Origin of the sequence: Xanthomonas sp. JAI131 (genome assembly GCF_013410075.1) — a bacterium.
Lineage (GTDB): Bacteria > Pseudomonadota > Gammaproteobacteria > Xanthomonadales > Xanthomonadaceae > Xanthomonas_A > Xanthomonas_A bonasiae.
Genome location: NZ_JACCCN010000005.1, coordinates 86,362 through 111,936, shown reverse-complemented (window position 1 = coordinate 111,936; position 25,575 = coordinate 86,362). Strand labels below are relative to the sequence as shown.

The window sequence follows — 25,575 nt, the reverse complement described above, 5'->3', positions numbered from 1 at the left end:
ACACCATGGCAGCAACGCTCCCTTCGCTGTGCCTGTTGCGCCTGTCGGCGCTGGGGGACGTGACCCATGTGGTGCCGCTGGTCCGCACCCTGCAGCGCGCCTGGCCCGCCGCGCCGCCGCTGCACTGGATCATCGACAAGGCCGGGCACAGGCTGCTCGACGGCCTGCCCGGAGTGATTTTCCACGACTACGACAAGCGCAGCGGCCTGGCCGGCATGCGCGCGCTGCGCCGCGACCTGCCGGCGCAGGGCTTCGATGCGCTGCTGCAGATGCAGGTGGCGCTGCGCGCCAACGTGCTGTCCGCGTTCGTTCGCGCGCGACGCCGCATCGGCTACGACCGCAGCCGCTCCAAGGACCTGCACGGCCTGTTCGTCAACGAACGCATCCCCGACCGCCCCGGCATCCACGTGCTCGACGCGATCGGCAGCTTCTGCGAACCGCTGGGCCTGCGCCAGACCGAGGTGCGCTGGGACCTGCCGATCCCGGACGACGCGCACGCCTGGGCGCAGGCGCAATGGCCCGAGGACGGCCGCCCGGCACTGCTGATCTCGCCCTGCTCCAGCCACGTGCGCCGCAACTGGTACGCCGACCGCTACGCCGCGGTCGCCGACCACGCCGCCGCGCAGGGCTGGCGGGTGGTGCTGTGCGGCGGGCGCAGCGAGCTGGAGCGCAGCACCGCCGATGCCATCGTCGCGGCGATGCGCGCGCCGGTGCTGGACCTGGTCGGGCGCGACACGCTCAAGCAGCTGCCGGCGCTGCTGCAGCGCGCCGCGCTGGTGATGACTCCCGACTCCGGCCCGATGCACATCGCCAATGCCGTGGGCAGCAAGGTGCTGGGCCTGCACGCGGCGAGCAACCCGCGCCGCAGCGGCCCGTATTCGGACATCCGCTACTGCGTGGACAAGTACGACGCGGCGGCGCGCAAGTTCCTCGGCAAACCGGCCGAACACCTGAAATGGGGCAGCAAGATCGAAGTCGACGCGGTGATGGCGCTGATCGGCGTGGACGACGCGATCGCCGCGTTCGAGCGCTACCGCACCGACCAGGGCATGTAAGCCGGCTTGTGCGCGGGCCGAGCGCGGCCTTACCATGCGCGAGCGCGTTCGCCACCGTTTCGGTCTGCGGACGCCGCCGTAAGCGTTTACGTCAAGCAACGCGCCAACCGCGCCGGATTCGTCCGGGGCCGTTTCCCGTGAGCGCCCCGGCGCGTGCGGGTGGCGCCTTTGCTTCGACCGGCTTACGGAGTTCGCACCATGTCCCGTTCCCCTCGGTTTTTCCCGCGCAAGCTGCATCCCCGCCATGCCGGCTGGGTGATGCCGCTGTTGTTGTCGATCCTGATGACCTGCGTGGTCTCGATGATCAGTACCCTGCGCACGGTCGGCCTGGCGCCGGGCGTATACGCGCTGTGGCTGGGCGCCTGGGCGTTGTCGTGGCTGATCGCCTTCCCCACCCTGCTGCTGGCGTTGCCGCTGGTGCGCCGGCTGACCGCACTCCTGGTCGCCCGCGCCTGATCCACCCGTCCCTGGCCCGCACGGGCCGCACCGGGAGGCGGCGACGCCTCACGGATGCTTCGCTCAGGACGCCGCGCCGCGGTAGTCCTGGTAGGACTTCTCTTCGACGTAGCTGGAGCCCAGCGCCAGGTTGATCTCCTTCTTGATCCGCGCGCGCTCGTCGTTCTCGTAGTACACGCTGCGGGCGAGCTTGATGAATTCCTCGTCGAAGGCCTGCGCCTTCTCCTTGATCCGGATCTCGTCCTCGATCACCCACAGGCGCTCGTTGACCGCCTTCAGCTCCAGGCGCAGGCGGGCGACGTCGCCGCTGGCGGCCGGATGCGCCATCCAGGTCTTTTCCAGCGCCGACAGCTCCGCGCGCACGTTGGCCAGCTTGGCCGCATCGCCGATGCGCTCGGACTTGATCTGCAGGATGGCGATCTTGTCGAGCAGTTCGCCGAAGGACACGGGGACGAGGATTTCGGACATGGGCACACCCAGGCGAGAGTTGAGAGGAAGTGTAACGAGCAGGCCTTAAAGCCATGTCGGCGCGGCCGCAGCCGCAGCCGTCAAAAAACAAAAGGCCCCTGACGGGGCCTTCTGCAAAACTGGCGGGAAGGGGGGGATTCGAACCCCCGAGGCGCTATAAACGCCTGCCTGATTTCGAGTCAGGTACATTCAACCGCTCTGCCACCTTCCCGGGTGGTCCCCGGCGGACCGGGGGCGTGCATCATACGGTTCCCGCCGCGCGCGGACAAGCGCCGCGTCGCAAGGCGGCCTGGTCCCCACCCCCATACCGCCATGAACCCCGCCTGCCCCGCGGCGCGGCCGGCGATTGCCTGATGTCCGCTTGGCCGCGATGATGCCGTTTGAATGACAGGAAGCCGGGCCAGCCGCGGGCACGTAATGATCGAATTCGGACACCTCACCCACGTCGGCCTGCGCCGCGAACTCAACGAGGACACCTATTACGGCGACAACGAGCTCGGCCTGTGGCTGGTCGCCGACGGCATGGGCGGCCATGCCTGCGGCGAGGTCGCCAGCGCGCTGGCGCGCGAGGCCATCGTCCGCGAGGTGCGCGGCGGCACGCCGCTGGCGCAGGCGATCCGCATCGCCGACGAAGAGATCATCCGCGCCTCGCGCCGGCGCAACGACACCTTGCCGATGGGCACCACCGTGGTCGCCGCGCGCGTGCAGGGCAACCGCTTCGAGGTGGCCTGGGTCGGCGACAGCCGCGCCTACCTGTGGCGCGACGGCAAGCTGGCCCAGCTCAGCCAGGACCACAGCTACGTGCAGGAACTGATCGCGCAGGGCGCGCTGACCGCCGAGCAGGCGCGCGCGCATCCCCACCGCAACGTGGTCACCCAGGCGCTGGGCGTGACCGATCCGCTGCACCTCAACGTGGCCACGATGACCGGCGAACTGCGCCCGGGCATGCAGTTGTTGCTGTGCAGCGACGGGCTGACCGAGGAAGTGGACGACCCGGGCATCGCCGCCACGCTCGGCCACGACGACTGCAGCGCGCAGGAATGCGTGGACACGCTGGTGGCGGCCGCGCTGGACGGCGGCGGCTCGGACAACATCACCGCGATCCTGGTGCGCTGCCACTGAGCGCAGGCAGGCGGCGCGACCGGCGCCGGGCGCGAGCGCGGTAGCGGCAGGCCGGCGGCGGCATCGATGCCGCAGCGCGTGCCATCACAAGTAGCCGCGCGCCGCCGCTGCGTCAGTACGCGCGCGCGCTCCTACCGGGTCATGTCCCCGCTGCACCGACATGCCGAGATGGCCGTGCGGCGTCCCGGGTCATTGCCGCACGGACCGGCTCCGGCACCGACGTGGCGAACCTCGCCGGCGCACGCCGACAAACGCCAGCACCCGGCGCCGCGGCGATTCAGCCAGCGACAGCCTCGGCCAGCGCCGGCTCGGCGGCGTCCCACAGCGCGCGCCCGGCCTTCTTGCGCATCTTTTCCAGCCGCGCCTGGTGCGCCTCCAGCTCCGACGCGGTCGGCAGCACCCGCGGCCGCGGCAGCAACGTCGCCATGTCGAACACCGCGCGTTGACCGTCGGCGTGGTTGCCGCGCTCGTCGGCCAGGGCGAAGCCGATCTCCTCCTGCCCCGAGGTCAGCGCGATATAGACGTCGCTGAGGATCTGCGCATCGAGCAGCGCGCCGTGCAGTTGCCGGTGCGAGTTGTCCACGCCCAAGCGCTTGCACAGCGCGTCCAGCGAATTGCGCTGGCCCGGGAAGCGCTCGCGCGCCAGCAGCAGCGTGTCGATGACCGTGGCGCGGTCGAGGATGCGCCCGTAAGAGTCGCCCAGCCGCGACAGCTCGTAGTCGAGGAAGCCCAGATCGAACGAGGCGTTGTGGATGATCAGCTCGGCGCCGTCGATGAACGCCAGGAACTCGTCCACCACCTCGTGGAATTCCGGCTTGTCGGCGAGGAACTCCAAGGTCAGGCCGGTGACTTCCTGCGCGCCGGGTTCGAAGTCGCAGTCCGGGCGCAGATAGCGGTGGAAGTTGCGCCCGCTGGGGCGGCGTTCGAGCAGTTCCACCGCGCCGATTTCGACGACGCGGTTGCCCTTCTTCCATTCCAGGCCGGTGGTTTCGGTATCGAGGATGATCTGACGCATGGGGCTCGCTGCAGGATGAGGCGTGGAAAGGATCAGGACGCGACCGCGGCGCCGCCGGCGCGCACCCGCAACGCCTGGTTGCGCGCCAGCACGTCCACCCGCTCGTTGTCCGGATCGCCGCTGTGGCCCTTGACCCAGCGCCAATCGATGGCGTGCCGCTGCGCGGCGGCATGCAGCCGCTCCCACAGGTCGCGGTTCTTGACCGGGTCGCCGCCGGCGGTCTTCCACTGCCGCCGCACCCAGCCCGGCATCCATTCGGTGATGCCCTGGCGCACGTACTGCGAATCGGTATGCAGCACGATCTGGCACGGCTCGCTGAGCGTTTCCAGCGCCATGATCGCGGCCATCAGCTCCATGCGGTTGTTGGTGGTGTGCGCCTCGGCGCCCGCGACTTCGCGCTCCAGGCCCTTGTAGCGCAGCAGCGCGGCCCAGCCGCCGGGGCCGGGATTGCCGAGGCAGGCGCCGTCGGTGTGGATATCAACAGTCTTCATGTACGTCCAGGAATCAAATGGAGGCGGTCGAACCGCGCCAGCGTACCGGCGCGCGCAACGGAATGGGGCCGATGCCGGCGGCGGTGCGCTTTTCCGCCTGCAGCAGGCACACCGCGCGCAGCGGCGCGCCGGAGGTCGCCGAGCCGACGCCGCCGCGGGTCGGCCACACCGGGCCCAGGTAGCGCAGCGGATCGGTGCACGGCAGCCCGGCCTGCTCCAGCAGCCCGCGCCAGCTGCCCGGCGGCCGCGCCACCAGGCCCTGGCGGCGCCAGCGCAGCCGGTACGGGCTCACCGCATTGAGCGCGAACAGCCAGATCCGGCCGCCCGGCAGCAGCACCCGCTCGCATTCTTCCAGCAGCGCCGCGGCGTCGGCGCCGAGCACGTGCTGCAGCACGATCGCGTTGACGCTTTCCGAAGGCAGCGGCAGCGGCAGCGTGCACACCAGGTCGCCGGCGTAGCCGCGCGCGGTGCGGTGCAGGCGCACGCCGCGCCCCGGCAGCTCGCGCGCCAGCGGCGCGAACGGCACCGGCGCCAGCCACAACCAAGGCTGCGCGGGGCGTCCGAGCAAGGCGTCGAGGATCAACGGCTGCTCGGCCTGGAGCAGCTTTTGCGCCACCGCCGTATCAAACCAGGATGAGACGGCGGCTTGACGGGGGAACGGGGTGGCAGGCATGGTGCCAATTCTATGCGACTGATCGCCCTGCCCGCATTCCAGGACAACTACATCTGGGCGATCGCCGCCGCGGATGGCCGCGCCGTGCTGGTCGACCCGGGCCAGGCCGAGCCGGTGTTCGACGCCGCCGCGCAAGGGCTGCAACCGGCCGCGGTGCTGCTGACCCACCATCACGACGACCACATCGGCGGCGTGGCGGCCCTGCGCGAGCGCTGGCCGGACCTGCCGGTGTATGCCCCGGCGGATGAGCCGCGGATCCCGTTCGCCAGCCAGCGCGTCGGCGACGGCGATGGGGTCCAGGTGCTGCAATGGGAGTTCCAGACGCTTTTCGTGCCGGGGCATACCCGCTCGCACGTGGCCTATGTCGGCCACGGCCATCTGTTCAGCGGCGATACGCTGTTCAGCCTGGGCTGTGGACGCATGTTCGAAGGTACGCCCTCCCAGATGTTGGGTTCGCTGCAACGGCTGGCCGCCCTCCCCGGCGCCACGCTGCTGTGTTGCGGACACGAATACACCCTGGCCAATGCGGCATTCGCCGTCACGGTCGATCCCACCAACGCTGCCTTGCGGCAGCGCCATCAGGAAGCCCAGGCCATGCGTCATGCTGCCCGTCCCACTGTTCCCGTCAGTCTCGCCAGCGAAGTGGCGACCAATCCGTTCCTGCGCACCGCCTCGGCGGCGATCCAGCAGGCGGTCGGCGCCCGGCTCGGCCGCGACGCCCAGGACGAAGTGGAAGTATTCGCCGAATTGAGGCGCTGGAAAGACGATTTCCGCGCATGAGGTCGCTGCTTTTGACGGCGGCGCTGATGTTGGCGATCGCCTCGACAGCCCCCTCCGCGAGCGCGGCGGCCCCCATCGGTGCGGCGCTGGAGCAGACCGTCGCCGGACTGAACGTGTTGCCGATGGACGCCGCGGCGCTGCCGCCGGCGACCACGCGTAACGGCCACACCATCCTCGCCAGCTTCCGCGACGGCCTGGCCGACGCGCAATGCGACGGCGGCGCCACCGATGCGCGCTGGAAGCAGCAGTTCGCGCGCGCGCCGGCGCGGCTGGCCAACGAGGACGAGGACGTGCTGCCGCTGTTCGGCTACGTGGTGGACGAATTGCGCGCCGCCGACCTGCCGACCGAATTCGCGCTGATCCCGTTCGTGGAGAGCGGCTACCGCCCCGCCGCGCGCAACAGCGGCGGCCCGGCCGGCCTGTGGCAGTTCATCGCCGATACCGCCCGCAACCACGACGTGCCGGTCGAAGGCGGCTACGACGGCCGCCTGTCCGCGGTGGATTCCACCCGCGCCGCGGTGCGCTACCTGAAGACCTTGCACGGCATGTTCGGCGGCGACTGGCGCCTGGCGATCATGGCCTACAACGCCGGCGAATACCGCGTGCTGCAGTCGATGCGCCGCGCCGGCATGAACGCGCAGAACGCGCAGCCGGCCAAGTTGCCGGGGCTGTCGCCGATCACCTATGCCTACGTCGAGAAGCTGCACGCGCTGGCTTGCGTGCTGGAGCAGGCGCAGACCCGCGACGAATGGATGGCCTCGCTGGACCGCGAGGTGCCGATCCTGCAGGCGCGCACCCTGCCCGCCGGCATGGCGCTGGACGAGTGGGCGCGGCAGCAGGCGCTGCAGGGCAACCAGGTCGCGCGACTGAATCCGGCGCTGGGCAGCGTGCGCAACAAAAAGCGCGCGCTGCCGGTGCTGGCGCCGGTCGGCAGCGGCGGCAGCGCCGCCACGGCCGCTGCCGATGCCATGGCGGCGGCGGCGCAACCGCAGCAGGCCGAAGCGCCGGCGACGCGCGCCGTCGCCAGCATCGCCGAGCCCACGCCGCCGCGCATTCGTTCGCGCACGCCATCGGCGCGCCGCACCCACACGGTCCGCGACGGCGACACCGCCTGGACCATCGCCAAGCGCTACGGCATCACCGTGCAGACGCTATTGGCGAAGAACGGCCTGTCCGCGCGCAGCGTGCTGCGCCCGGGCATGGTGCTGAGCTACGAGGAATAGCCGGCCTCCCGCTGCGGCGGGGCGCGGCGAGATCGCGACAACGGCACCGGCAGCGCTGTCGATGTCGATGTCGGCCAGCTCAAGATGGCGACTTGTGGGAGCGACTTCAGTCGCGACGGGCTTCATCGGTAAAGCCTGTCGCGACTGAAGTCGCTCCTACAGCATTGCGAACTACCGGGAGAAAAGCTGGAGGTCTCAAGCGCTCCTACATTGGCCGACGCCGCAGCTGATCGCGCACGGCACCAGTGCGCATCCGACTACCCTGGCGCCCGGAGCGCAGGATCCAGAAACGAACAAGCCCGGCAGTGCCGGGCTTGTTCGCATCATGCATTGGCCAGCGGCAGTTACAGATCCGCTTCCTGCACGCTGACCTTGTAGCGCTTGCGCATCGCGTCGATGTAAGCCTTCGCCGCGGCGGCGCCTTCGATCTGGCCCAACTGCTGCTTCAACGTCGCCTGCTGCTCCGCCGGCACCTTGCTCAGGTCGCCCGGGTTCACCTTGTTGAGCACGAACAGCGCGTAGCGCTTGGCACCGCCCGGCACGCCGTTCGCCGACAGCTCGACCTTGCCCACCGACGGCTTGCCCGCGGCCGGCAGCGGCGCGCTGAAGATCGCGCGGTTGGCTTCCGGGCTCGGCATCGGCACGGTGCGCGGCAGCCCCGGCATCGGGTTGATCTGCAGCTTCTCCGGGCCGGCCAGCGCCTGCAGCGTTTCGCCCTTGCGCAGCTTCTCCAGCAGCGCGTCGGCCTTCGCCGCAGCCGCCTTGGCGGTGCGATCGGCATGCACCGCGGCCACCACCTGCTCGCGCACCTTGGCCAGCGGCTGGGTCTGCTCGGGCAGGTGCTGGGTGACGCGGATCAGCACGCTGTGGTTCGGGCCCAGGTTGATCGGATCGCTGACCGTGCCGTCCTGCACCAGCGTGTCGGAGAACGCCGCGCGCAGCACCGCCGGCTGCGCGGCGACGCCGCTGGCGTCGGCGCGCGAGAACGGCCCCAGGGTCTGCACCGGCAAGCCGACGTCCTTGGCCGCCGGCGCCAGCGCGGTCGGGTTCTTCAGCACCAGATCGACCAGCTTGCCGCTCAGATCGCTGTAGACCTTCTCGTTGTCGGCCTGCAGCTGCTCGCCGGCCAGCTGGTCGCGCACCTGCTCGAAACTCTTGCCCTGGCCGCCCTTGATCTCGCGCAGCTGGATCACGTGGTAGCCGAACTCGCTCTTCACCGGGCCGACGATCTCGCCGGCCTTCATCGCGAACAGGGCGTCCTCGAACGGCTTGATCATCACGCCCCGCTCGACCCAGCCCAGGTCGCCGCCGGCGTTCTTGGAACCCGGGTCCTCGGAATTGGAGCGGGCCAGCGCGGCGAAATCGGCGCCGGGCTGCTTGGCTTCGGCCGCGAGCTTGGCGGCCTTGGCCTCGGCGGCCTTCTGCGACGCGGGATCCTTGCCGGCGCTGATCAGGATGTGCGAGGTCAGGCGCTGGTCGGGTTCGACGAAGCGGGCCTTCTCGTCCTCGTAGCGCTTGCGCAGCGCCGCCTCGTCGGCCGGCTTGGCCGGCGGCAGCTTGCTCGCGTCCAGCTCGACGTATTCGATCGACACCCGCTCCGGCTGCTTGAAATCGGCCTGGTGCGCGTCGTACCACTGCTGCACCTGCGCGTCGCTGACCGGGGTGGTGTCGGCCGGCTGTTCCGGCAACAGCGCCAGGTCGACGTCGCGGGTCTCGCCGAGCATCTTCAGCAGGCGCTCGGTTTCCTGCTTGGTCGCGAACGCCGATTCCATCAGCGCGGACGGGATCAACGACTGCTGCAGGCCATCGCGCACCAACTGGTCGAACATCGCCGGCGTGCGCGGCGGGGTGCCCGAGGCCAGCGCCAGGCGGTAGCGCTCCGGATCGAACTTGCCGTCGTTCTGGAACGCCGGAATGGTGGCGATGTAGTCGCGAACCGCGGCATCGCCGACCACCACGTGCGCCTGCTCGGCGGCCAGCTTCACCACCTGCTCGTCGATCAACTGGTCGAGCACCTTGCGCTTGTTGTCGGCGCTTTCGAACTCGCGCGGATCGAAGTTCTCGCCCTGCTGCTCGCGCTCCCGCTGCCGCGCTTCCTCGAAGCGCGCACGGAACTGTTCGGTGCTCACCTCGTGGTGACGCCACAGCAGCGAGGCCGGCCACCACGACGGTGCCGACGACCACCACGACGGCGGCGCCTGGATCTTGGCGACGTTGTTGGCACCGACGCCACCGAGATAACTGCTGTCGATGACGAACAGGAACGGAATCATCAACAGGCCGATGATCGCGGTGGCGATCCAGCCCGAGGTCTTTTCGCGGAGTTTCTGCAGCATTGGTTGGGAACCGAGGCCTGTTGGCGAGCCGCGCAGTTTAACCCGCTTCACGCCCTGCGGCGGAAGGGCGTGCCGCGCGGCCTGCGCCCGCATGGAATCCGCGACCCGCTTGGGGGGCGCCGGCAACGCACTCCGGAAAAAAAGAAACCCCCGATCGCTCGGGGGTTTCGCGTACAAAACTGGCGGAGTGGACGGGACTCGAACCCGCGACCTCCGGCGTGACAGGCCAGCATTCTAACCGACTGAACTACCACTCCGCTTTTTGAACGGAGGCAGGCACGAGGCCCGCAATCTCTGTGGCATCTGCGCAGCGCAGGGCGCGGCGGATGCTTCGAGAAACGAAACCCCCGATTTCTCAGGGGCTTCGGTGCAACTGGCGGAGTGGACGGGACTCGAACCCGCGACCTCCGGCGTGACAGGCCAGCATTCTAACCGACTGAACTACCACTCCGCTTTTGAAACTTGTCGCTCGGTGCTCTGGTGGGTGCTGAGGGTTTCGAACCCCCGACCCTCTCCGTGTAAAGGAGACGCTCTACCGCTGAGCTAAGCACCCTAGCGAGTCGATTAGTTTACGGCATCCTTCAGCGCTTTGCCAGCCTTGAAGGTCGGATTCTTCGACGCGGCGATCTTGATCGAGTCGCCGGTCTTCGGGTTGCGGCCGGTGCGCTCGGCACGGTCGCGCACCTGGAAGGTGCCGAAGCCAACGAGGGTCACGCTGTCGCCCTTCTTGAGCGCCTTGGTGACTTCGGACACGAAGGCGTCGACGGCGCGACCGGCTTCGGCCTTGGAGATATCCGCAGCGGCGGCGATAGCGTCGTTCAGTTCGGCTTTATTCATTTCTTGATGACTCCATGTGCGGCAGAAAACCGCGGAATTGAGGATCGGGTGTCGGCGTGGCCTGCCTCGTCTGCGACGAGGCCCCGATTGATTTTTTCACTACCAAGCACGCGCGTTCGCAGTGCTCGCAAGTCGTGCATTTATACCAGCGGCCTCCCACCCGCGCAAGCCGAAAAGCCAGCAACGGCGCGGGTTTGAGCCACTTGGGCGGGCGCGGTTCAGCGCCCTTCAGTGCTTGACGCGCGCGTTCGAGGATGCTTTCGGCTTGGGCTTGCGCCGCACCGGCTCGCCCTCGGCGGCGGCCGCGACCTTCGGCTTCAGCGGCGTCTCCAGCGCCAGGTCGAGCACTTCGTCGATCCACTTGACCGGCACGATCTTCAGGTCGCGGGTGACGTTCTCCGGAATGTCGGCCAGGTCCTTGCGGTTCTCCTCCGGGATGATCACCGTGTGGATGCCGCCGCGCAGCGCCGCCAGCAGCTTCTCCTTGAGTCCGCCGATCGCCGAGACGCGGCCGCGCAAGGTGATCTCGCCGGTCATCGCCACATCGGCCTTGACCGGCACCTTGGTCAGCATCGACACCAGCGAGGTCACCATCGCGATGCCGGCGCTGGGGCCGTCCTTCGGCGTGGCGCCATCGGGCACGTGCAGATGCACGTCGTGCTTCTGCAGGAAGTCGACCTCGATGCCGAGCCGCTCGGCGCGCGAACGCACCACCGACAGCGCCGCCGAGGCCGATTCCTTCATCACGTCGCCGAGCTGGCCGGTCAGGATCACCGCGCCCTTGCCCGGGACCAGGGTCGATTCGATCTGCAGCAGGTCGCCGCCGACTTCGGTCCAGGCCAGGCCGGTGACCAGGCCGACTTCGTTTTGCTCCTCGGCGCGGCCGAAATCGAAGCGGCGCACGCCCAGGTACTTGTCCAGGTTCTTGGAACCGACGCTGACCCGCGCCTTGTCCTTGCGCACCGCCGCGCCCTTCTTCGCCGGCGCCTTCTTGGCCACCGCCGGCTGCGGACCGGCCAGCGCGATTTCCTTGACCACCTTGCGGCAGATCTTGGCGACTTCGCGCTCGAGGTTGCGCACGCCGGATTCGCGCGTGTAGTAGCGCACGATGTCGCGGATCGCGTCGGCGGCGATCTCCAGCTCGTCGCCCTTCAGGCCGTTGGCCTTCAGCTGCTTGGGCACCAGGTAGCGCATGGCGATGGCGAGCTTCTCGTCCTCGGTGTAGCCGGGGATGCGGATCACCTCCATGCGGTCGAGCAGCGGACCGGGGATGTTCAGCGAGTTGGAGGTCGCCACGAACATCACTTCGGACAGGTCCAGGTCCACTTCCAGGTAGTGGTCGTTGAAGGCGTTGTTCTGCTCGGGATCGAGCACTTCCAGCAGCGCCGAGGACGGATCGCCGCGGAAGTCCATCGACATCTTGTCGATCTCGTCGAGCACGAACAGCGGGTTCTTGCTGCTGACCTTGTTGAGGTTCTGCACGATGCGGCCCGGCATCGAGCCGACGTAGGTGCGCCGATGCCCGCGGATCTCCGCCTCGTCGCGCACGCCGCCGAGCGACATGCGCACGAACTTGCGGTTGGTCGCCTTGGCGATGGACTGGCCGAGCGAGGTCTTGCCGACGCCGGGCGGGCCGACCAGGCACAGGATCGGGCCCTTCATCTGCTTCACCCGCGACTGCACCGCCAGATATTCCAGGATGCGGTCCTTGACCTTCTCCAGGCCGTAGTGGTCGGCGTCCAGCGTTTCCTGCGCGACCTTCAGGTCCTTGCGCACCTTGCTGCGCTTCTTCCACGGCACGCCCAGCAGCCAGTCGAGATAGTTGCGCACGACCGCGGCCTCGGCCGACATCGGCGACATCTGCTTGAGCTTGTTGAGCTCGGCCTTGGCCTTGGTTTCCACCGGCTTGGGCATGCCCGCCTCGGCGATCTTGCGCGCCAGTTCTTCCAGTTCGCCGGGCGCGTCGTCCAGATCGCCCAGCTCCTTCTGGATCGCCTTCATCTGCTCGTTGAGGTAGTACTCGCGCTGGCTCTTCTCCATCTGCGACTTGACCCGGCCGCGGATGCGCTTCTCCAGCTGCTGCACGTCGATCTCGCCGTCGACCAGACCGACCAGCATCTCCAGCCGCTCGCCCACTTCCAGGGTTTCCAGCAGGCGCTGCTTGTCGGCCAGGCGCACGCCGATGTGCGCGGCGATGGTATCGGCCAGGCGGCCCGGCTCGTCGATGCCCGACAGCGTCTGCAGCAGCTCCGGCGGCAGCTTGCGGTTGGTCTTGACGTACTGCTCGAACAGCGACATCAGCGAACGCGCGATCGCCTCGACCTCGCGCTCCTCGCGCGACTCGGCGGCATCGATCTCGCTGCCTTCGCCCTGCAGCGCGCCGTCGCGCTCGACCACCTTGTCGACGCTGACCCGCGACAGCCCCTCAACCAGCACCTTGATGGTGCCGTCGGGCAGCTTCAGCAATTGCAGCACCTGCGCCAGGGTGCCGACGTTGTACAGGTCGGCCGCCACCGGATCGTCGGTCTCGGCGGACTTCTGCGCGACCAGCAGGATGCGCTTGTCGGCCTCCATCGCGTGCTCGAGCGCGCGCATGGATTTGTCGCGGCCGACGAACAGCGGGATGACCATGTGCGGGAAGACCACGACGTCGCGCAACGGCAGGACCGGCAGGTCGAGGACTTCGGATTTGGACTGGGCCATGAGGGTTCCGATGTGGGGTGCGGGAATGCGGAAAGGCGGGCATAAAAATGCCGATGGCCCCGTTATGGGGCCATCGGCTGGATGATGCAAGGGCAGCGAAAAAGACCCTTTTCTTTCAAGCGTTTAGCCAGTCGCGACGGCCGCGGCAGGACAGCGCCGCGGCTTCACCCGGCACTCACTCGGCCGAGGCCACCTTCGGCGCCGGCGGCGGGGTCTGGTAGATCAGGTACGGCTCGGACTTGTGCTCGATCACCGACTCGTCCACCACCACCTTGCTGACGTTTTCCTGCGACGGCAGCTCGTACATCGTATCCAGCAGCACCGACTCGACGATGGTGCGCAGACCGCGCGCGCCGGTCTTGCGCTTGAGCGCCTTCTTGGCGATGGCCAGCAGCGCGTCGGGCCGGAATTCCAGCTCCACGCCTTCCATCTCGAACAGCTTCTTGAACTGCTTGGTGATCGCGTTCTTCGGCTCGGTCAGGATCCGGATCAGCGCCGGCTCGTCCAGTTCCTCGAGCGTGGCGACCACCGGCAGGCGGCCGACGAATTCGGGGATCAGGCCGAACTTGATCAGGTCTTCCGGCTCCACTTCGGCCAGGATCTTGCCGACTTCGCGCTTGCGCTCGGAACTCTTCACCTTGGCGCCGAAACCGATGCCGCCGACGTCGTTGGAGCGCTGCTGGATCACCTTGTCCAGGCCGGCGAACGCGCCGCCGCAGATGAACAGGATGTTCTTGGTGTCCACCTGCAGGAATTCCTGCTGCGGATGCTTGCGCCCGCCCTGCGGCGGCACCGACGCCACGGTGCCTTCGATCAGCTTCAGCAGCGCCTGCTGCACGCCTTCGCCGGACACGTCGCGGGTGATCGACGGGTTCTCGCTCTTGCGCGAGATCTTGTCGATTTCGTCGATGTAGACGATGCCCTGCTGCGCCTTGTCGACGTCGTAGTCGCACTTCTGCAGCAGCTTCTGGATGATGTTCTCCACGTCCTCGCCGACATAGCCGGCTTCGGTCAGCGTGGTCGCATCGGCGATCGTGAACGGCACGTTGAGCAGGCGCGCCAGCGTTTCGGCCAGCAGCGTCTTGCCCGAACCGGTCGGACCGACCAGCAGGATGTTGGACTTCGCCAGCTCGACTTCGTCGTTCTTCTGCCGGCTCTCGATGCGCTTGTAGTGGTTGTACACGGCCACGGCGAGCGTGCGCTTGGCGCGCAGCTGCCCGATCACGTACTGGTCCAGCACCTCGAGGATTTCCTTGGGCTTGGGCAGGCTGCTGCGTGCGGACTGCGCCTTCTCCTCGAGCTCCTCGCGGATGATGTCGTTGCACAGCTCGACGCATTCGTCGCAGATGAACACGCTCGGCCCGGCGATCAGCTTACGGACCTCGTGTTGACTCTTGCCGCAGAACGAGCAGTACAGAATCTTGTTGCTGTCGCCGGAACGGCCTTGCCGGTCTTCGCTCATTGCTTCGCTTACCCAGTTACCCCACCCGATGAACGGGGGTTCGATTTCGAGAATAACACAGGGCCGGGAGGACGCTAGCCCGGCCCCGGCCCTGCGGAATACGCTGCGTTTTGCAGTACATGCAAGCCTTATGCCGGCTGGATCGACTCTTCCGGACGGCGCTCCAGCACCTGGTCGACCAGCCCGTAGGTCTGCGCGTCGACGGCGCTCTTGAAGTTGTCGCGCTCGGTATCGCGGGCGATGGTTTCCAGCGACTGGCCGGTGTGCTTGGCCAGGATTTCGTTCAGCCGCGAGCGCAGGGTCAGGATCTCGCGCGCATGGATGTCGATATCGGTGGCCTGGCCCTGGAAGCCGCCCAGCGGCTGGTGGATCATCACCCGCGAGTTCGGCAGCGCATAGCGCTTGCCGGCCGCGCCCGACGCCAGCAGCAGCGCGCCCATCGAGGCGGCCTGGCCGACGCAGATGGTGCTCACGTCCGGCTTGATGTACTGCATGGTGTCGTAGATCGCCATGCCGGCGGTGACCACGCCGCCCGGCGAGTTGATGTAGATGCTGATGTCCTTTTCCGGGTTGTCCGCTTCCAGGAACAGCATCTGCGCCACGATCACGTTGGCCATGTGGTCGTCGATCGGACCGACCAGGAAGATCAGCCGCTCCTTCAGCAGGCGCGAATAGATGTCGTAGGCACGCTCGCCGCGACTGGTCTGCTCGACCACCATCGGAACCAGATTCAAGGCCTTGGTCACATTGTCCACGCGGGAACTCCTGCTCTGTGTCGTCCCTGCACGGGGATGTGCAGGGCTTCGCATCTTGTCGCGCCCCCACGGCTGCGAGGGCTTGGATTGCGTCTCCAACCCGCATGCAATATGCGGGCCGCCGCGAAGCGGCGCCTTACTGGCGGATCGCTTCCTGGAACGTCATCGCCTGCTCGGTGTGCTTGGCGCGCTCGGCGATCCAGTCGATCACCTGCTCTTCCATCACACGGCTCTGCAGTCCCCCCATCAATTGGGGATCGTTGCGGTACATCTCAATGACCTGTTCCGGCTCTTCGTAGGTCGAGGCGATCAGGCGCAGGGTTTCCGAGACCCGCTTGGGGTCCAGGCGCAGCTCGTTGCGGCGGGCGACCTCGCCGACCAGCAGGCCGACCAGCACGCGCTTGCGCGCCGCGTCCACGAAGCCCTGGTGGGCGTCGTCCGGCACCTGGCCCGGGTCGCGGCCGGAGCGGCGCATCTGTTCCACCTGCTGCGCCAGCATCGAACGCGCCTCGTTCTCGACCAGCCGCGGCGGCATTTCCACCGACGCGTAGGCGGCGATCAGCTGCTCGCCGACCTCGCGGCGCAGCCGGTTCATCAGCGCGCCCTTGAGCTCGCGCTCCAGGTTGATGCGGATGTCCTTGCGGAACTGCTCGGCATCGCCGCTCTTCACGCCGAAGCTCTTGATGAACTCCTTGTCCACCTCCGGCAGCACCGGCGCGGCGACTTCGACCGCCTTCACGTGCACCTGGACCTGCTTGCCGGCGAATTGCGGCACGCGCCAGTCGGCCGGGAAATCGACCGTCAGGGTCTTTTCCTCGTCCTTGGACAGGCCGACCAGGCCCTGCTCGATCGCCGGGAACATGACGCCCGAGCCGATCACGCTGCTGCCCTTCTCCACGCCCTCGGCGGGCAGGCGCTCGTCACCGGCCTGCGACCAGGTTTCCAGGGTCACCAGGTCGCCGTCCTGCGCGGCGCGCCCGGCGGGCTGCCAGGTGCGGCGCTGCAGGCGCAGGTTCTCGATCATCTGCTCGATGTCGGCGTCGGTGACCTCGGCGGTGTGGCGGATCACTTCCAGCTTGGCCACGTCGATGTCGCCGAACTCCGGCACCACTTCGAAGGTGGCCACGAACTGCAGTTCGTTGTCGCCGGCGCGGTCGATACGCGGGTTGCCGGCCAGGCGCAGTTCGTGCTCGCGCACCGCCGAGTCGAAGGTCTCGCGCAGCAGGCCGTCCAGCGCCTCGGCGCGGATCTGCGGCCCGAAGCGCTGCTCGATCACCTTCGGCGGGATCTTGCCGGGACGGAAGCCCTTGATCCGCGCGGTGCGCGCGACTTCGCGCAGGCGGCCGCCGATATGGGTCTCCAGGCGCTCCTCCGGCAGGGTGAAGGTCAGACGCCGTTCCAAGGTACCGGTGGTTTCGATCGAAGCTTGCATGTGGACTCCTGCCACCGGGAGCCCACGGCTCTCGGCACGATGTAGAAAAATACGGGTTGACGCGGGCACGGGACGGCCGCCGCAGCCGGATAGTTTCGCCTATTCCCGCGGTGCCTGCCAGCGCACCCGGTCGGCCGGCGCCGCTGCAGGCCTGGCGCGGCGGGGGTGCGGACGGGGAGCAGGGGGCGCGGCGGGCCGCGCAAGCGGCGCCGGGATGGTGCGAAAGAGGGGACTCGAACCCCTACGCCTTGCGGCACTGGTACCTAAAACCAGGGCGTCTACCAATTCCGCCACTTTCGCGCTGCGACGCCGGAAGCGCTCGCCCGCGCATTGTTGCAGGCCTGCCGGCAAAGAAAAAGGCGTCCGTCGGAGCCGATGCCGCTCCGCTCGATCCACCGCCGAGGAGCCGACGCTCGCGCGCAGCGATCGAAAACCGATGCCGCCCGCGCGGGCGATCAATGACTTATGAAGCAAATTCGCGGGTCGGAGCCGCCAATGACCCGCCATGCGCAGAGCGCCACCCCGGCTTCTACCATCCCCCTGCTGACGACGCAAAGCGCAGCCTGTTTCAGCCCCGGCCGCCCTTGGGCGCTCTGCGCCGCCCCCGCACCGCCGCTGGCGCCAGCACGAACGCCAGCGACATCGGCCGATCGCGCGACGGATCGCGCGGGCGGCTCAGCAGGTCGCATAGCCGCTCCAGCAGCGCATTGGCCTCGGCCAGTTCTGCCTGGTTGAGCCAGCCCTTGTTGCGCGCCGCCCACAGTTGCCGGCCGGGGCCGTCGACCTCGACATTGCGCTGTTTCAAGGCGGCCTGGAAATCGCGCTCGGCGACCTGCGCCAGCCCCTTGGCGTAGGCGGCCAGGGCCGCGGACGCCTCGTCGCTGGCCAGGTCGTAGGACAGGCGCAGCGGCACGCCTGCAGCGCCGGCCAAGCGGAAGACCCGCTCCCCTGCGGCGCCCTCGCCTTCCTGCACGAGGCCGCCCTCCGCGAGGAGCTGCAGATGGTAGTAGAGCCCGTCCGCCGGCCGCCCCAATTGCTCGGACAACTCGGCGACGGTCGCCATTCCCCCCAACGACGCCAGCGTGTCCACGAGTTCCTGGCGCACCGGGGACGCCAACAGACGGATATGCGACGGATCCCGGATCGCGGTGGCGTCGAACGGCTGCTTGGCGCTTTTCGTCATGTTGAAATTATATGGTATTTTTTCAAAACATTTCCGGGGACTCTTCAATGCGAAGGCCGCAACCGCTCCAGGCATTCCTTTTCTTCCTTGCCGTGGCGTCGGCACTGGCGCCAACGGCCAAGGCGGCCGAGCGCTACAGCACGCAGCAGATCCATGCCGACCTCGACGCGCTGCAGGCCGGGATCGCAGCGACCCACCCGGATCCGTCGCATTCGGTCGATCCGGCACAGCTCCAGCTTGCCATCGCTGCCTTGCGGCAGCGGGCCTCGACCGGGCTGGACCGCGATGCGGCCTGGCGGGACTTCTCCACGCTCAACCCGCTGCTTGCCGATGGCCATTTTTTCGTCGGCTACGCCGACTGGCGCGAAGAGACGGAACAGCACCTGGGCGGCGGCGGCGTCCTGTTTCCCTTCGAGGTCACGGTCGATGCGCAAGCGCGGGTGCGGATCCTCTCCGAGCTGGGCGGCACCGCGACGGCGCTTTCCGGCAGCCCGGTCGCGACCATCAATGGCGTTCCCGCAGGCGCTGTCGCCCGCGCACTGCTCGCGCACGTGCACGGCGACAGCGCGCGCTTCCGCGCCGACCTGTTGTCGCGGCGCTGGTGGTTCTTCTACTGGAAGGTGTATGGCGCGCCCGCGACGTTCGAACTGACGTTCGCCGGGTCGCCGCAGGCGCGGCTGCGCCGACCTGCAAGCCACGCGCGTCCTGCGATCATGGTCGGCGAGGACGATTTCGACCGGCAGTTCGCGTTCGGACTGCGCCCGGACGCCTCCGCGGTCATGACCATCCGCACCTTCTCCTGGCCCGAACCGGCCGCATTCGTGGGGTTCGCGCATCGCGCGTTCCAGCAGATGCAGGCGAGCGGCACGCGCACGCTCGTCATCGACGTGCGGCAGAACGGCGGCGGCGACGATGCGCTGTGGCTGCAGGGGCTGCTGCCCTACCTCGCCGACCACCCCTATCGCTGGGCATCGCGCTACACCAAGAAAGCGCTTCGCGACGACCCTGCGAAACACGAACGGGCGGGCGACGTGCTGAGCGGAACCGTGGAGACGTGGAGCGCTCCGCGCACCGACGATCCCCTGCACTTCGACGGCAAGGTCTACGTCCTGATCGGCCCCGGCACTTATTCCTCGGCGGTGCTGTTCGCCAACGCGATGCAGGATTTCCATGCCGGGACGCTGATCGGAGAAGGCGCCAGCGTCAGGAGCACGCAGACCGGCGGCGTGCAGAAAATCGCGCTGCCGCAGACCGGACTGGTCCTGTGGGCGCCGCGCCTGCTGCTGGTGCGGCCATCGGGCGCAGCCACGCCGCGGTGGCTGACGCCGGACATCCGCATCGACGACGATCCGCTGCACCCCGACGCGATGGTGGACGCGGCGCTGGAGATCGCGGCCGCGCAACGCTGACCGCGTCGCGCGGCAGCGGTGCCATGGCCGGCATGCGCTCGCGCATGATCGGCGCATAAAAAAACAGCCACTTGGCTTGCGCTAAGTGGCTGCTTGATTTGGTGGGCCGTCAAGGATTCGAACCTTGGACCTATTGATTAAGAGTCAACTGCTCTACCAACTGAGCTAACGGCCCTGAAACTGAGTCGCGCATCTTATGCGCTTTTTTGCTTCGTTGCAACACCCCGCGAAGCAGCGGGTCACGCGATCAATGGGGTGGCTGAGGGGACTCGAACCCCCGACATCTGGAATCACAATCCAGTACTCTAACCAGCTGAGCTACAGCCACCATTGAACTCTTGCAACACCCTGTCCGGCGCCGGAGTGGCGCGCCCGACAGGAATCGAACCTGTAACCGCCGGCTTAGAAGGCCGGTGCTCTATCCGGTTGAGCTACGGGCGCCCGGGCCGGATTGTCGCATTCCTCTCCGCCGTTTGGACATCGGATTGGTCGGGGTAGAGGGATTCGAACCCCCGACATCCTGCTCCCAAAGCAGGCGCGCTACCAGACTGCGCTATACCCCGGCGGAACATCCCTCGCGGCCGAGGCCGGAAAGGTCGGCTATTGTGGGAAGCTCGCGGCCCGGTGTCAACGGCACATCGCGTGACCGGCGCCTGCGCTATGCTCGCCACTTGCGGCCGATACGGGCCAATCGTCTTGATTACAGGGAGAAACAGCATGATCCGCAGCGGCAACCCCGCCTTGAAGGAATCCACCTTCCTCGACCTCGGCAGCGGCGCGGTCGTTTCGCGCGACGGCGAGGCGATGACCCTGAACGGCACCATCCACAAGACCGGCGCGCTGTTGCTGCTGACCGTGCTGACGGCGGCGTTCGCCTGGAGCCAGTCGATTTCGGTCGATGGCGCCGGCAACGAAGTGATCGCGCCGGGCATCATCGGCTACGTGCTGGGCGGCGCCATCGGCGGCTTCATCCTGGCGCTGATCACCACCTTCAAGAAGACCTGGGCGCCGATCACCGCACCGCTGTACGCGCTGGTGGAAGGCTTTTTCCTGGGTTCGATCTCGGCGCTCTACGAACACCGCTTCCATGGCGTGGTGATGCAGGCGGTGCTGCTGACCTTCGGCACCCTGTTCGCGCTGCTGTTCGCCTACCGCAGCGGACTGATCAAGGCCACCGAGAACTTCAAGCTGGGCGTGGTCGCTGCCACCGGCGGCATCGCGCTGGTGTACCTGGCCTCGATCGTGCTCGGCTTCTTCAACATCAACGTCCCGGTCATTCACGAATCCAGCGGACTGGGCATCGCCTTCAGCCTGTTCGTGGTGGTGGTGGCGGCGCTGAACCTGGTGCTGGATTTCGACTTCATCGAGAGCGGCGTGGAACAGGGCGCGCCCAAGTACATGGAGTGGTACGGCGCGTTCGGGCTGATGGTCACCCTGGTGTGGCTGTACATCGAGTTCCTGCGGTTGCTGTCGAAGTTGCAGTCGCGGAATTAAGCCGGGAGTCGGGAATCGGGATTGGGGAATCGCAAGAGCGGCTCCCTGTGATCGATGCGCGGAAGTGGCTTCAGACGAACTTCCGAACAAAAGAAAGGGCGCCTGGAGGCGCCCTTATCTTTTTTGCGATCTTCCGGCGCGCTCAGAGACGGCTGGCGATGGCCTTGGCGAAGCCCATGGTGTTGCCGCTGCCGCCCAGGTCCGGGGTCAGCCCGTCCTTGGCTTCCAGCGTGGCGACGATGGCGCTGCGCAGGCGCTCGGCGTTCTGCGGCTGGCCGACATGGTCCAGCAACTGCGCCGCGCCCAGCAGCAACGCGCACGGGTTGGCCTTGCCCTGCCCGGCGATGTCCGGGGCCGAGCCGTGCACGGCCTCGAAGATCGCCGCGTCGACGCCGATGTTGGCGCCCGGCGCCAGACCCAGGCCGCCGACCAGGCCGGCGCACAGGTCCGACAGGATGTCGCCGAACAGGTTGGTGGTGACGATGACGTCGAACTGCTCCGGACGCATCACCAGCTGCATGCAGGCGTTGTCGACGATCATTTCCTGGAACTCGATCTCCGGATAGTTCGCCGCCACTTCGCGCGCCACCTTCAGGAACAGGCCCGAGGTGGACTTGATGATGTTGGCCTTGTGCACCGCGGTGACCTTCTTGCGGCCGGTCGCCCGCGCCAGGTCGAAGGCGTAGCGGACGATGCGCTCGGAACCCTTGCGGGTCACCTTGGCCATCGACACCGCGGTCTCGCCGTCGGCCGACACTTCCTGGCCTTCGCTCAGGTAGGCGCCTTCGGTGTTCTCGCGCACGGTGATCAGGTCCACGCCGGCGCCGAAGCGCGACTTGGTGTTCGGGAACGACTTGGCCGGACGCACGTTGGCGTACAGGTCGAACTGGCGGCGCATGGCCACGTTGATCGAGCTGAAGCCCTCGCCGACCGGCGTGGTCAGCGGGCTCTTCAGCGCGATCTTGTTCTTGCGGATCGAGTCGAGGGTGGCGGCCGGCAGCAGATCGCCGTGCTTTTCCAGGGCGACCAGGCCGGCGTCGGCGTATTCGTAGGTGAGGCCGGCGTTCAGCGCGTCGAGCACGAACAGCGTGGCGTCCATGATCTCGGGGCCGATGCCATCGCCACGAATGACCGTGATTGTCTGCGTCATAGGATTGGGGTTTCCGTACAGAGGGGGAACGCGCCGACCGGAAGCCCGGGCTGCAGGCGCAAGGAGGTTTCACCGGTAATTATGCCCGAAGCCGGTGAAGGCTCCCAAACCGCGCAGGCGCAAAACGCAGCGCGCCGCCCGCAGGCGGCGCGTACCGGGCGGATCCGGCGCCACTCAGCCGTGCGCGTGCTCCGCCGGCGCGGCGGCGGCGCCCTCCTCGAGCTTGTCGAGGAAATCCACTGCCCGGCGCAGGTGCGGAATCACGATCGAGCCGCCGACCACCAGACCCACCGAGAAGGTCTCGAAGAACTCGTCGCGCTGCACGCCGGCCTCCTTGCACTGGGCCACGTGGTAGCTGATGCAGTCGTCGCAGCGCAGCACCAGCGAGGCGACCAGGCCGAGCAGTTCCTTGGTCTTCACGTCCAGCGCGCCGGCCTGGTAGGTCTGGGTATCGAGCGCGAAGAAGCGCCGCACCACCTGGTTCGGCTCGGCCAGGATGCGCTGGTTCATGCGCTGGCGGAACTCGGTGAACGCGCGCACCCGGTCCTGGCCATCACCGCCCTCGCCGTCCGCCTGCGCTGCGCTCATGCCTGCGCCTCGGGCGCCTGGCCATCGAGCAGCGGCTGCAGCTTGCCGGCGCGGTGCAGCGCCATCATGTCGTCGTAGCCGCCGACATGAGTGTCGCCGACGAAGATCTGCGGCACGCTGGTGCGGCGCGCCAGGGCCACCATCTTCTCGCGCTCGGCCGGGTCCAGGTCGATGCGCACCTCGGTCCAGCTGCGGCCCTTGCTCTTCAGGAAGTTCTTGGCCGCCACGCAGTACGGGCAGATCGCGGTGGAATACAGGGTGATCGGCGGGCCGCCGGCCTGGCCGTCATCGGTAGCTTGGGTGTCCACGGGAAACTCCGGGCAAGAAATGGGGTCCAAGCCACTATGGTAGCGGCCAGGTGGATTTTCGAGTCCGCTGCCGCAACACTGCAGATCACCCCGGTTCAACCACCCTGGATTCACCCGCCGCCGCCGCGGCACCCCGCCCTGCCCTGGAGCCTCACTTGCGCCCGCTGCCGCTTGCCTTCGCGATCACCCTGGCTACCGCCGCCGCCATCGCGCCGGCGCAGGAGAACAAGCTGCCGGACATCGGCTCCTCGGCCGGCGAGCTGCTGACCCCGGCGCGCCAGGCCGAGTACGGCAAGATGATGCTGGCCGAGCTGCGCAACTACGACTACGTGCTCGAAGATCCGCTGATCGACGACTGGCTGCAGACCATGGGCACCCGGCTCGGCGCCAACAGCGACCAGCCGCAGCAGAAGTACACGTTCTTCATGCTGCGCGACCGCCAGATCAACGCCTTCGCCACCCTGGGCGGCTATGTCGCGGTCAACGCCGGGCTGGTGCTGACCGCCGAGCGCGAGGACGAGGTCGCCGCGGTGCTGTCGCACGAGATCGCGCACATCACCCAGCAGCACGTGCTGCGCGGGGTAGAGCGGGCGCAGCGCGACCAGGTGCCGATCCTGCTCGGCATGCTCGCCGCGGTGGTCGCCGCGCAGCAGGCCGGCGGCCGCTCCAGCGGCGACGCCACCCAGGCGGCGATCGCCAGCGGCCTGGGGCTGATGCAGCAGCGCCAGATCGACTACACCCGTTCCAACGAATCGGAAGCCGACCGCCTGGGCATCCGCACCCTGGCGCGCAGCGGTTACGACGTGGACGCGATGGCCGGCTTCTTCGAGCGCATGTCGCTGGCGATGCGCGGCAACCAGGGCGGCTACAGCACCCCCGACTACCTGATGACCCACCCGGTCACCACCACCCGCATCAGCGAGGCGCGGCAGCGCGCCGAACAGATGAAGAAGAACACGGTGACCCTGACCACCAGCGTGCCCGGCGGCACCCTGCAGGAGCGGGTCGATCCCAACGACGTGTCGCTGAGCCAGCCGCTGGGCGCGCCCAGCAACCCATTGCTGCCCGGGCGCCTGCAGTTGCCGTTCGAGACCTATTCGCGCGGCGCCAGCGGCCAGTTCGAGTGGGCCCGCGAACGCCTGCGCGTGCTCAGCGCCAATACCCCGGCCGATGCGGTGCGCGAATACGAGGGCCTGCGCCAGGGCAGCAAGCAGGGCCTCAGCGACGCCCAGCGCTACGGCCTGGCGCTGGCCCGGCTGCGCGGCGGCGGCAGCCCGCAGGACGGCATGCAGACCCTGGAAGACCTGCTGAAGGCGCATCCGGACAGCTGGTGGCTGAGCCTGGCGGTGGCCGAGGCCGAATCGCGCAACGGCCGCAGCCAGCAGGCCAACCAGCGCTTCGACGCCCTGCTCAAGCGCCTGCCGAGCAACCGCGCGGTGGCGCTGACCTATGCCACGGCGCTGAACGAGCAAGGCGGCCGTGCCGCCGGGCAGCGCGCGCAGGCGGTGCTGCGCCCGCTGCTGGCCGCGGCCGCCGACGACCCGGTGTTCCAGCGCACCTTCGCCCGCGCCTGCGAACTGGCCGGCGACGGCAACCGCGCCGGCGAAGCCTACGCCGAGGCCGCCTACCTGAACGGACGCCCCGAGCAGGCGCTGATCCAGCTCAACAATCTGAAGAAGCGCGACGACCTCGACTACGTGGCGCGCGCACGCATCGATGCGCGGATTGCCGCGATCACGCCCACGGTGCTGGAACTGCGCCGCCAGGGCGTCCAGGATCCAGACGTGAAACAGCGCTGAAACGCAGTGTGGCGGCGGTCATCGAATAGTAATAAAACCGTAGTCTACTGGCGACCTCTCCTCCCAGTCCCACGGTGCCGTCGTGCAGAAACGCATCCTGATCGTCGACGACGAACCCGCCATCCGCGACATGGTGGCGTTCGCCCTGCGCAAGGGCGACTTCGAACCGGTCCACGCCGGCGACGCGCGGGAAGCGCAGACCTCCATCGCCGACCGCGTCCCCGACCTGATCCTGCTGGACTGGATGCTGCCCGGCACCAGCGGCCTGGAACTGGCCCGGCGCTGGCGCAAGGATGCGATGACCCGCGAGGTGCCGATCATCATGCTCACCGCGCGCGGCGAGGAAAACGACCGCGTCGGCGGCCTGGAAGCCGGCGTCGACGACTACGTGGTCAAGCCGTTCTCCGCCCGCGAGCTGCTGGCGCGGATCCGTGCGGTGATGCGGCGGACCCGCGACGACGACGAGGACGGCAGCGTCTCGGTCGGCAGCCTGCGCATCGATGGCGCCGCGCACCGGGTGTTCGCCGGCGATGCGCCGGTGCCGATCGGCCCCACCGAATACCGCCTGCTGCACTTCTTCATGACCCACCCCGAGCGCGTCTACAGCCGCGCGCAACTGCTCGACCACGTGTGGGGCGGCAGCGTCTACGTCGAGGAGCGCACCATCGACGTGCACATCCGCCGGCTGCGCAAGACCCTGGAGCCGTTCGCGGTGGAGAACATGGTGCAGACGGTGCGCGGCTCCGGCTACCGCTTCTCCTCGTCCATCTGACTGTCGCCGTCGCCTGCTATAAACGGCGGACGACGAATACGATCCATCGCGACAGAGCGCGCTC

General features: G+C 68.1%; 23 protein-coding genes and 9 tRNA genes. 9 read left to right on the top strand and 23 right to left on the bottom strand.

Translation table 11 applies throughout. From position 1 onward, the window contains the following. Positions 1 to 5: 5 nt before the first annotated feature. Positions 6 to 1,055, top strand: a complete 1,050-nt coding sequence (locus HDC36_RS20085) for a glycosyltransferase family 9 protein (RefSeq protein WP_179570643.1) — start codon at positions 6 to 8, stop codon at positions 1,053 to 1,055. Between the two features lie 198 nt (positions 1,056 to 1,253). Next, on the top strand, positions 1,254 to 1,511 hold the full coding sequence (locus HDC36_RS20080) for a DUF2798 domain-containing protein (protein WP_179570642.1): 258 nt from the start codon (positions 1,254 to 1,256) through the stop codon (positions 1,509 to 1,511). A gap of 63 nt (positions 1,512 to 1,574) precedes the next feature. Here HDC36_RS20080 and HDC36_RS20075 read toward each other — a convergent pair whose 3' ends face one another. Then, positions 1,575 to 1,979 (bottom strand): DUF6165 family protein, encoded by a 405-nt coding sequence (locus tag HDC36_RS20075; RefSeq protein ID WP_179570641.1) that lies wholly within the window; start codon positions 1,977 to 1,979, stop codon positions 1,575 to 1,577. A gap of 120 nt (positions 1,980 to 2,099) precedes the next feature. Next, a tRNA-Ser gene (locus HDC36_RS20070) sits at positions 2,100 to 2,190 on the bottom strand. Positions 2,191 to 2,396: 206 nt separating this feature from the next. Here HDC36_RS20070 and HDC36_RS20065 point away from each other — a divergent pair. Beyond that, a complete protein-coding gene (locus tag HDC36_RS20065; protein WP_145701570.1) occupies positions 2,397 to 3,101 on the top strand; it encodes a PP2C family serine/threonine-protein phosphatase in 705 nt (234 codons plus the stop codon). A gap of 277 nt (positions 3,102 to 3,378) precedes the next feature. On the opposite strand, the gene dnaQ is transcribed toward HDC36_RS20065, so the two are convergent. Genes dnaQ through HDC36_RS20050 form a run of 3 tightly spaced genes read right to left on the bottom strand, consistent with a single transcriptional unit; the run spans position 3,379 to position 5,280 of the window. Further along, positions 3,379 to 4,116: a DNA polymerase III subunit epsilon gene (gene dnaQ, locus HDC36_RS20060; RefSeq protein WP_179570640.1), complete on the bottom strand. Its 738-nt coding sequence runs from the start codon at positions 4,114 to 4,116 to the stop codon at positions 3,379 to 3,381. 32 nt (positions 4,117 to 4,148) lie between these two features. Further along, complete coding sequence (gene rnhA, locus HDC36_RS20055) at positions 4,149 to 4,607, bottom strand: ribonuclease HI (RefSeq protein ID WP_179570639.1); 459 nt, start codon at positions 4,605 to 4,607, stop codon at positions 4,149 to 4,151. A gap of 13 nt (positions 4,608 to 4,620) precedes the next feature. Then, positions 4,621 to 5,280, bottom strand: a complete 660-nt coding sequence (locus tag HDC36_RS20050) for a hypothetical protein (RefSeq protein ID WP_179570638.1) — start codon at positions 5,278 to 5,280, stop codon at positions 4,621 to 4,623. Positions 5,281 to 5,292: 12 nt separating this feature from the next. On the opposite strand from HDC36_RS20050, the gene gloB reads away from it, so the two are divergent. Together gloB and HDC36_RS20040 are read left to right on the top strand one after the other, a co-directional pair. Beyond that, positions 5,293 to 6,060 carry a hydroxyacylglutathione hydrolase gene (gene gloB, locus HDC36_RS20045; RefSeq protein ID WP_179570637.1) on the top strand — a complete coding sequence of 256 codons (768 nt, stop codon included), beginning with the start codon at positions 5,293 to 5,295 and terminating at the stop codon, positions 6,058 to 6,060. Next, the gene (locus HDC36_RS20040; RefSeq protein WP_179570636.1) at positions 6,057 to 7,283 is read left to right on the top strand and encodes a lytic transglycosylase domain-containing protein; all 1,227 of its coding nucleotides are present in this window, start codon (positions 6,057 to 6,059) and stop codon (positions 7,281 to 7,283) included. The genes gloB and HDC36_RS20040 overlap by 4 nt, the downstream gene beginning before the upstream one ends. A 344-nt stretch (positions 7,284 to 7,627) precedes the next feature. Here HDC36_RS20040 and HDC36_RS20035 read toward each other — a convergent pair whose 3' ends face one another. From HDC36_RS20035 to HDC36_RS19985, 11 genes are all read right to left on the bottom strand, one after another. Next, positions 7,628 to 9,619, bottom strand: coding sequence for a peptidylprolyl isomerase (locus HDC36_RS20035; RefSeq protein WP_179570635.1), 1,992 nt, complete (start codon positions 9,617 to 9,619; stop codon positions 7,628 to 7,630). Between the two features lie 180 nt (positions 9,620 to 9,799). After that, positions 9,800 to 9,876 (bottom strand) — tRNA-Asp (locus tag HDC36_RS20030). Positions 9,877 to 9,993: 117 nt separating this feature from the next. Continuing rightward, positions 9,994 to 10,070, bottom strand: a tRNA-Asp gene (locus tag HDC36_RS20025). A 27-nt stretch (positions 10,071 to 10,097) separates the two neighbouring features. After that, a tRNA-Val gene (locus HDC36_RS20020) sits at positions 10,098 to 10,172 on the bottom strand. 11 nt (positions 10,173 to 10,183) lie between these two features. Then, positions 10,184 to 10,501, bottom strand: coding sequence for an HU family DNA-binding protein (locus HDC36_RS20015; protein ID WP_228320647.1), 318 nt, complete (start codon positions 10,499 to 10,501; stop codon positions 10,184 to 10,186). A 183-nt stretch (positions 10,502 to 10,684) separates the two neighbouring features. Then, on the bottom strand, positions 10,685 to 13,159 hold the full coding sequence (gene lon, locus HDC36_RS20010) for an endopeptidase La (protein WP_179570634.1): 2,475 nt from the start codon (positions 13,157 to 13,159) through the stop codon (positions 10,685 to 10,687). Between the two features lie 175 nt (positions 13,160 to 13,334). Further along, on the bottom strand, positions 13,335 to 14,621 hold the full coding sequence (clpX, locus tag HDC36_RS20005; RefSeq protein WP_003468538.1) for an ATP-dependent Clp protease ATP-binding subunit ClpX: 1,287 nt from the start codon (positions 14,619 to 14,621) through the stop codon (positions 13,335 to 13,337). Positions 14,622 to 14,749: 128 nt separating this feature from the next. Continuing rightward, positions 14,750 to 15,376 (bottom strand): ATP-dependent Clp endopeptidase proteolytic subunit ClpP, encoded by a 627-nt coding sequence (gene clpP / locus HDC36_RS20000; protein ID WP_179570633.1) that lies wholly within the window; start codon positions 15,374 to 15,376, stop codon positions 14,750 to 14,752. A 136-nt stretch (positions 15,377 to 15,512) separates the two neighbouring features. Continuing rightward, positions 15,513 to 16,808 carry a trigger factor gene (gene tig, locus HDC36_RS19995; RefSeq protein ID WP_179570632.1) on the bottom strand — a complete coding sequence of 432 codons (1,296 nt, stop codon included), beginning with the start codon at positions 16,806 to 16,808 and terminating at the stop codon, positions 15,513 to 15,515. A 215-nt stretch (positions 16,809 to 17,023) separates the two neighbouring features. Beyond that, a tRNA-Leu gene (locus tag HDC36_RS19990) sits at positions 17,024 to 17,108 on the bottom strand. Positions 17,109 to 17,376: 268 nt separating this feature from the next. Then, positions 17,377 to 17,991 (bottom strand): helix-turn-helix domain-containing protein, encoded by a 615-nt coding sequence (locus HDC36_RS19985; RefSeq protein ID WP_179570631.1) that lies wholly within the window; start codon positions 17,989 to 17,991, stop codon positions 17,377 to 17,379. An 11-nt stretch (positions 17,992 to 18,002) separates the two neighbouring features. Here HDC36_RS19985 and HDC36_RS19980 point away from each other — a divergent pair, with 11 nt between their 5' ends. Beyond that, a complete protein-coding gene (locus HDC36_RS19980; protein ID WP_179570630.1) occupies positions 18,003 to 19,400 on the top strand; it encodes a S41 family peptidase in 1,398 nt (465 codons plus the stop codon). A gap of 99 nt (positions 19,401 to 19,499) precedes the next feature. Here the strand turns inward: HDC36_RS19980 and HDC36_RS19975 are convergent. The 4 genes from HDC36_RS19975 to HDC36_RS19960 all read right to left on the bottom strand — a co-directional run bounded on the left by HDC36_RS19975 (position 19,500) and on the right by HDC36_RS19960 (position 19,963). Next, positions 19,500 to 19,575 (bottom strand) — tRNA-Lys (locus HDC36_RS19975). Between the two features lie 76 nt (positions 19,576 to 19,651). Then, positions 19,652 to 19,728 (bottom strand) — tRNA-His (locus HDC36_RS19970). A 36-nt stretch (positions 19,729 to 19,764) separates the two neighbouring features. Further along, positions 19,765 to 19,841, bottom strand: a tRNA-Arg gene (locus HDC36_RS19965). Between the two features lie 45 nt (positions 19,842 to 19,886). Next, positions 19,887 to 19,963, bottom strand: a tRNA-Pro gene (locus HDC36_RS19960). A 154-nt stretch (positions 19,964 to 20,117) separates the two neighbouring features. On the opposite strand from HDC36_RS19960, the gene HDC36_RS19955 reads away from it, so the two are divergent. After that, positions 20,118 to 20,894: a Bax inhibitor-1/YccA family protein gene (locus tag HDC36_RS19955; RefSeq protein WP_218848609.1), complete on the top strand. Its 777-nt coding sequence runs from the start codon at positions 20,118 to 20,120 to the stop codon at positions 20,892 to 20,894. A 142-nt stretch (positions 20,895 to 21,036) separates the two neighbouring features. On the opposite strand, the gene HDC36_RS19950 is transcribed toward HDC36_RS19955, so the two are convergent. From HDC36_RS19950 to grxC, 3 genes are all read right to left on the bottom strand, one after another. Continuing rightward, on the bottom strand, positions 21,037 to 22,044 hold the full coding sequence (locus tag HDC36_RS19950) for an isocitrate dehydrogenase (RefSeq protein ID WP_179570629.1): 1,008 nt from the start codon (positions 22,042 to 22,044) through the stop codon (positions 21,037 to 21,039). Between the two features lie 174 nt (positions 22,045 to 22,218). Then, a complete protein-coding gene (locus HDC36_RS19945; RefSeq protein ID WP_179570628.1) occupies positions 22,219 to 22,632 on the bottom strand; it encodes a carboxymuconolactone decarboxylase family protein in 414 nt (137 codons plus the stop codon). After that, on the bottom strand, positions 22,629 to 22,940 hold the full coding sequence (grxC, locus tag HDC36_RS19940; RefSeq protein WP_179570627.1) for a glutaredoxin 3: 312 nt from the start codon (positions 22,938 to 22,940) through the stop codon (positions 22,629 to 22,631). The genes HDC36_RS19945 and grxC overlap by 4 nt, the downstream gene beginning before the upstream one ends. A gap of 104 nt (positions 22,941 to 23,044) precedes the next feature. On the opposite strand from grxC, the gene HDC36_RS19935 reads away from it, so the two are divergent. Together HDC36_RS19935 and phoB are read left to right on the top strand one after the other, a co-directional pair. Beyond that, positions 23,045 to 24,739, top strand: a complete 1,695-nt coding sequence (locus tag HDC36_RS19935) for a M48 family metalloprotease (protein ID WP_318241257.1) — start codon at positions 23,045 to 23,047, stop codon at positions 24,737 to 24,739. Between the two features lie 82 nt (positions 24,740 to 24,821). Further along, positions 24,822 to 25,511, top strand: a complete 690-nt coding sequence (gene phoB, locus HDC36_RS19930; protein WP_003468516.1) for a phosphate regulon transcriptional regulator PhoB — start codon at positions 24,822 to 24,824, stop codon at positions 25,509 to 25,511. Positions 25,512 to 25,575 lie beyond the last annotated feature (64 nt).

Bases quoted from the DNA above. Each gene is read 5' to 3' on its own strand.
- HDC36_RS19945 (WP_179570628.1), bottom strand. From the start codon at position 22,632: ATGAGCGCAGCGCAGGCGGACGGCGAGGGCGGTGATGGCCAGGACCGG.
- HDC36_RS20085 (WP_179570643.1), top strand. From the start codon at position 6: ATGGCAGCAACGCTCCCTTCGCTGTGCCTGTTGCGCCTGTCGGCGCTG.
- dnaQ (WP_179570640.1), bottom strand. From the start codon at position 4,116: ATGCGTCAGATCATCCTCGATACCGAAACCACCGGCCTGGAATGGAAG.
- HDC36_RS19985 (WP_179570631.1), bottom strand. From the start codon at position 17,991: ATGACGAAAAGCGCCAAGCAGCCGTTCGACGCCACCGCGATCCGGGAT.
- HDC36_RS19980 (WP_179570630.1), top strand. From the start codon at position 18,003: ATGGTATTTTTTCAAAACATTTCCGGGGACTCTTCAATGCGAAGGCCG.
- tig (WP_179570632.1), bottom strand. From the start codon at position 16,808: ATGCAAGCTTCGATCGAAACCACCGGTACCTTGGAACGGCGTCTGACC.
- HDC36_RS20080 (WP_179570642.1), top strand. From the start codon at position 1,254: ATGTCCCGTTCCCCTCGGTTTTTCCCGCGCAAGCTGCATCCCCGCCAT.
- HDC36_RS20040 (WP_179570636.1), top strand. From the start codon at position 6,057: ATGAGGTCGCTGCTTTTGACGGCGGCGCTGATGTTGGCGATCGCCTCG.
- gloB (WP_179570637.1), top strand. From the start codon at position 5,293: ATGCGACTGATCGCCCTGCCCGCATTCCAGGACAACTACATCTGGGCG.
- HDC36_RS20075 (WP_179570641.1), bottom strand. From the start codon at position 1,979: ATGTCCGAAATCCTCGTCCCCGTGTCCTTCGGCGAACTGCTCGACAAG.
- HDC36_RS19950 (WP_179570629.1), bottom strand. From the start codon at position 22,044: ATGACGCAGACAATCACGGTCATTCGTGGCGATGGCATCGGCCCCGAG.
- HDC36_RS20035 (WP_179570635.1), bottom strand. From the start codon at position 9,619: ATGCTGCAGAAACTCCGCGAAAAGACCTCGGGCTGGATCGCCACCGCG.
- clpX (WP_003468538.1), bottom strand. From the start codon at position 14,621: ATGAGCGAAGACCGGCAAGGCCGTTCCGGCGACAGCAACAAGATTCTG.
- HDC36_RS20050 (WP_179570638.1), bottom strand. From the start codon at position 5,280: ATGCCTGCCACCCCGTTCCCCCGTCAAGCCGCCGTCTCATCCTGGTTT.
- rnhA (WP_179570639.1), bottom strand. From the start codon at position 4,607: ATGAAGACTGTTGATATCCACACCGACGGCGCCTGCCTCGGCAATCCC.
- HDC36_RS20065 (WP_145701570.1), top strand. From the start codon at position 2,397: ATGATCGAATTCGGACACCTCACCCACGTCGGCCTGCGCCGCGAACTC.
- HDC36_RS19955 (WP_218848609.1), top strand. From the start codon at position 20,118: ATGATCCGCAGCGGCAACCCCGCCTTGAAGGAATCCACCTTCCTCGAC.
- lon (WP_179570634.1), bottom strand. From the start codon at position 13,159: ATGGCCCAGTCCAAATCCGAAGTCCTCGACCTGCCGGTCCTGCCGTTG.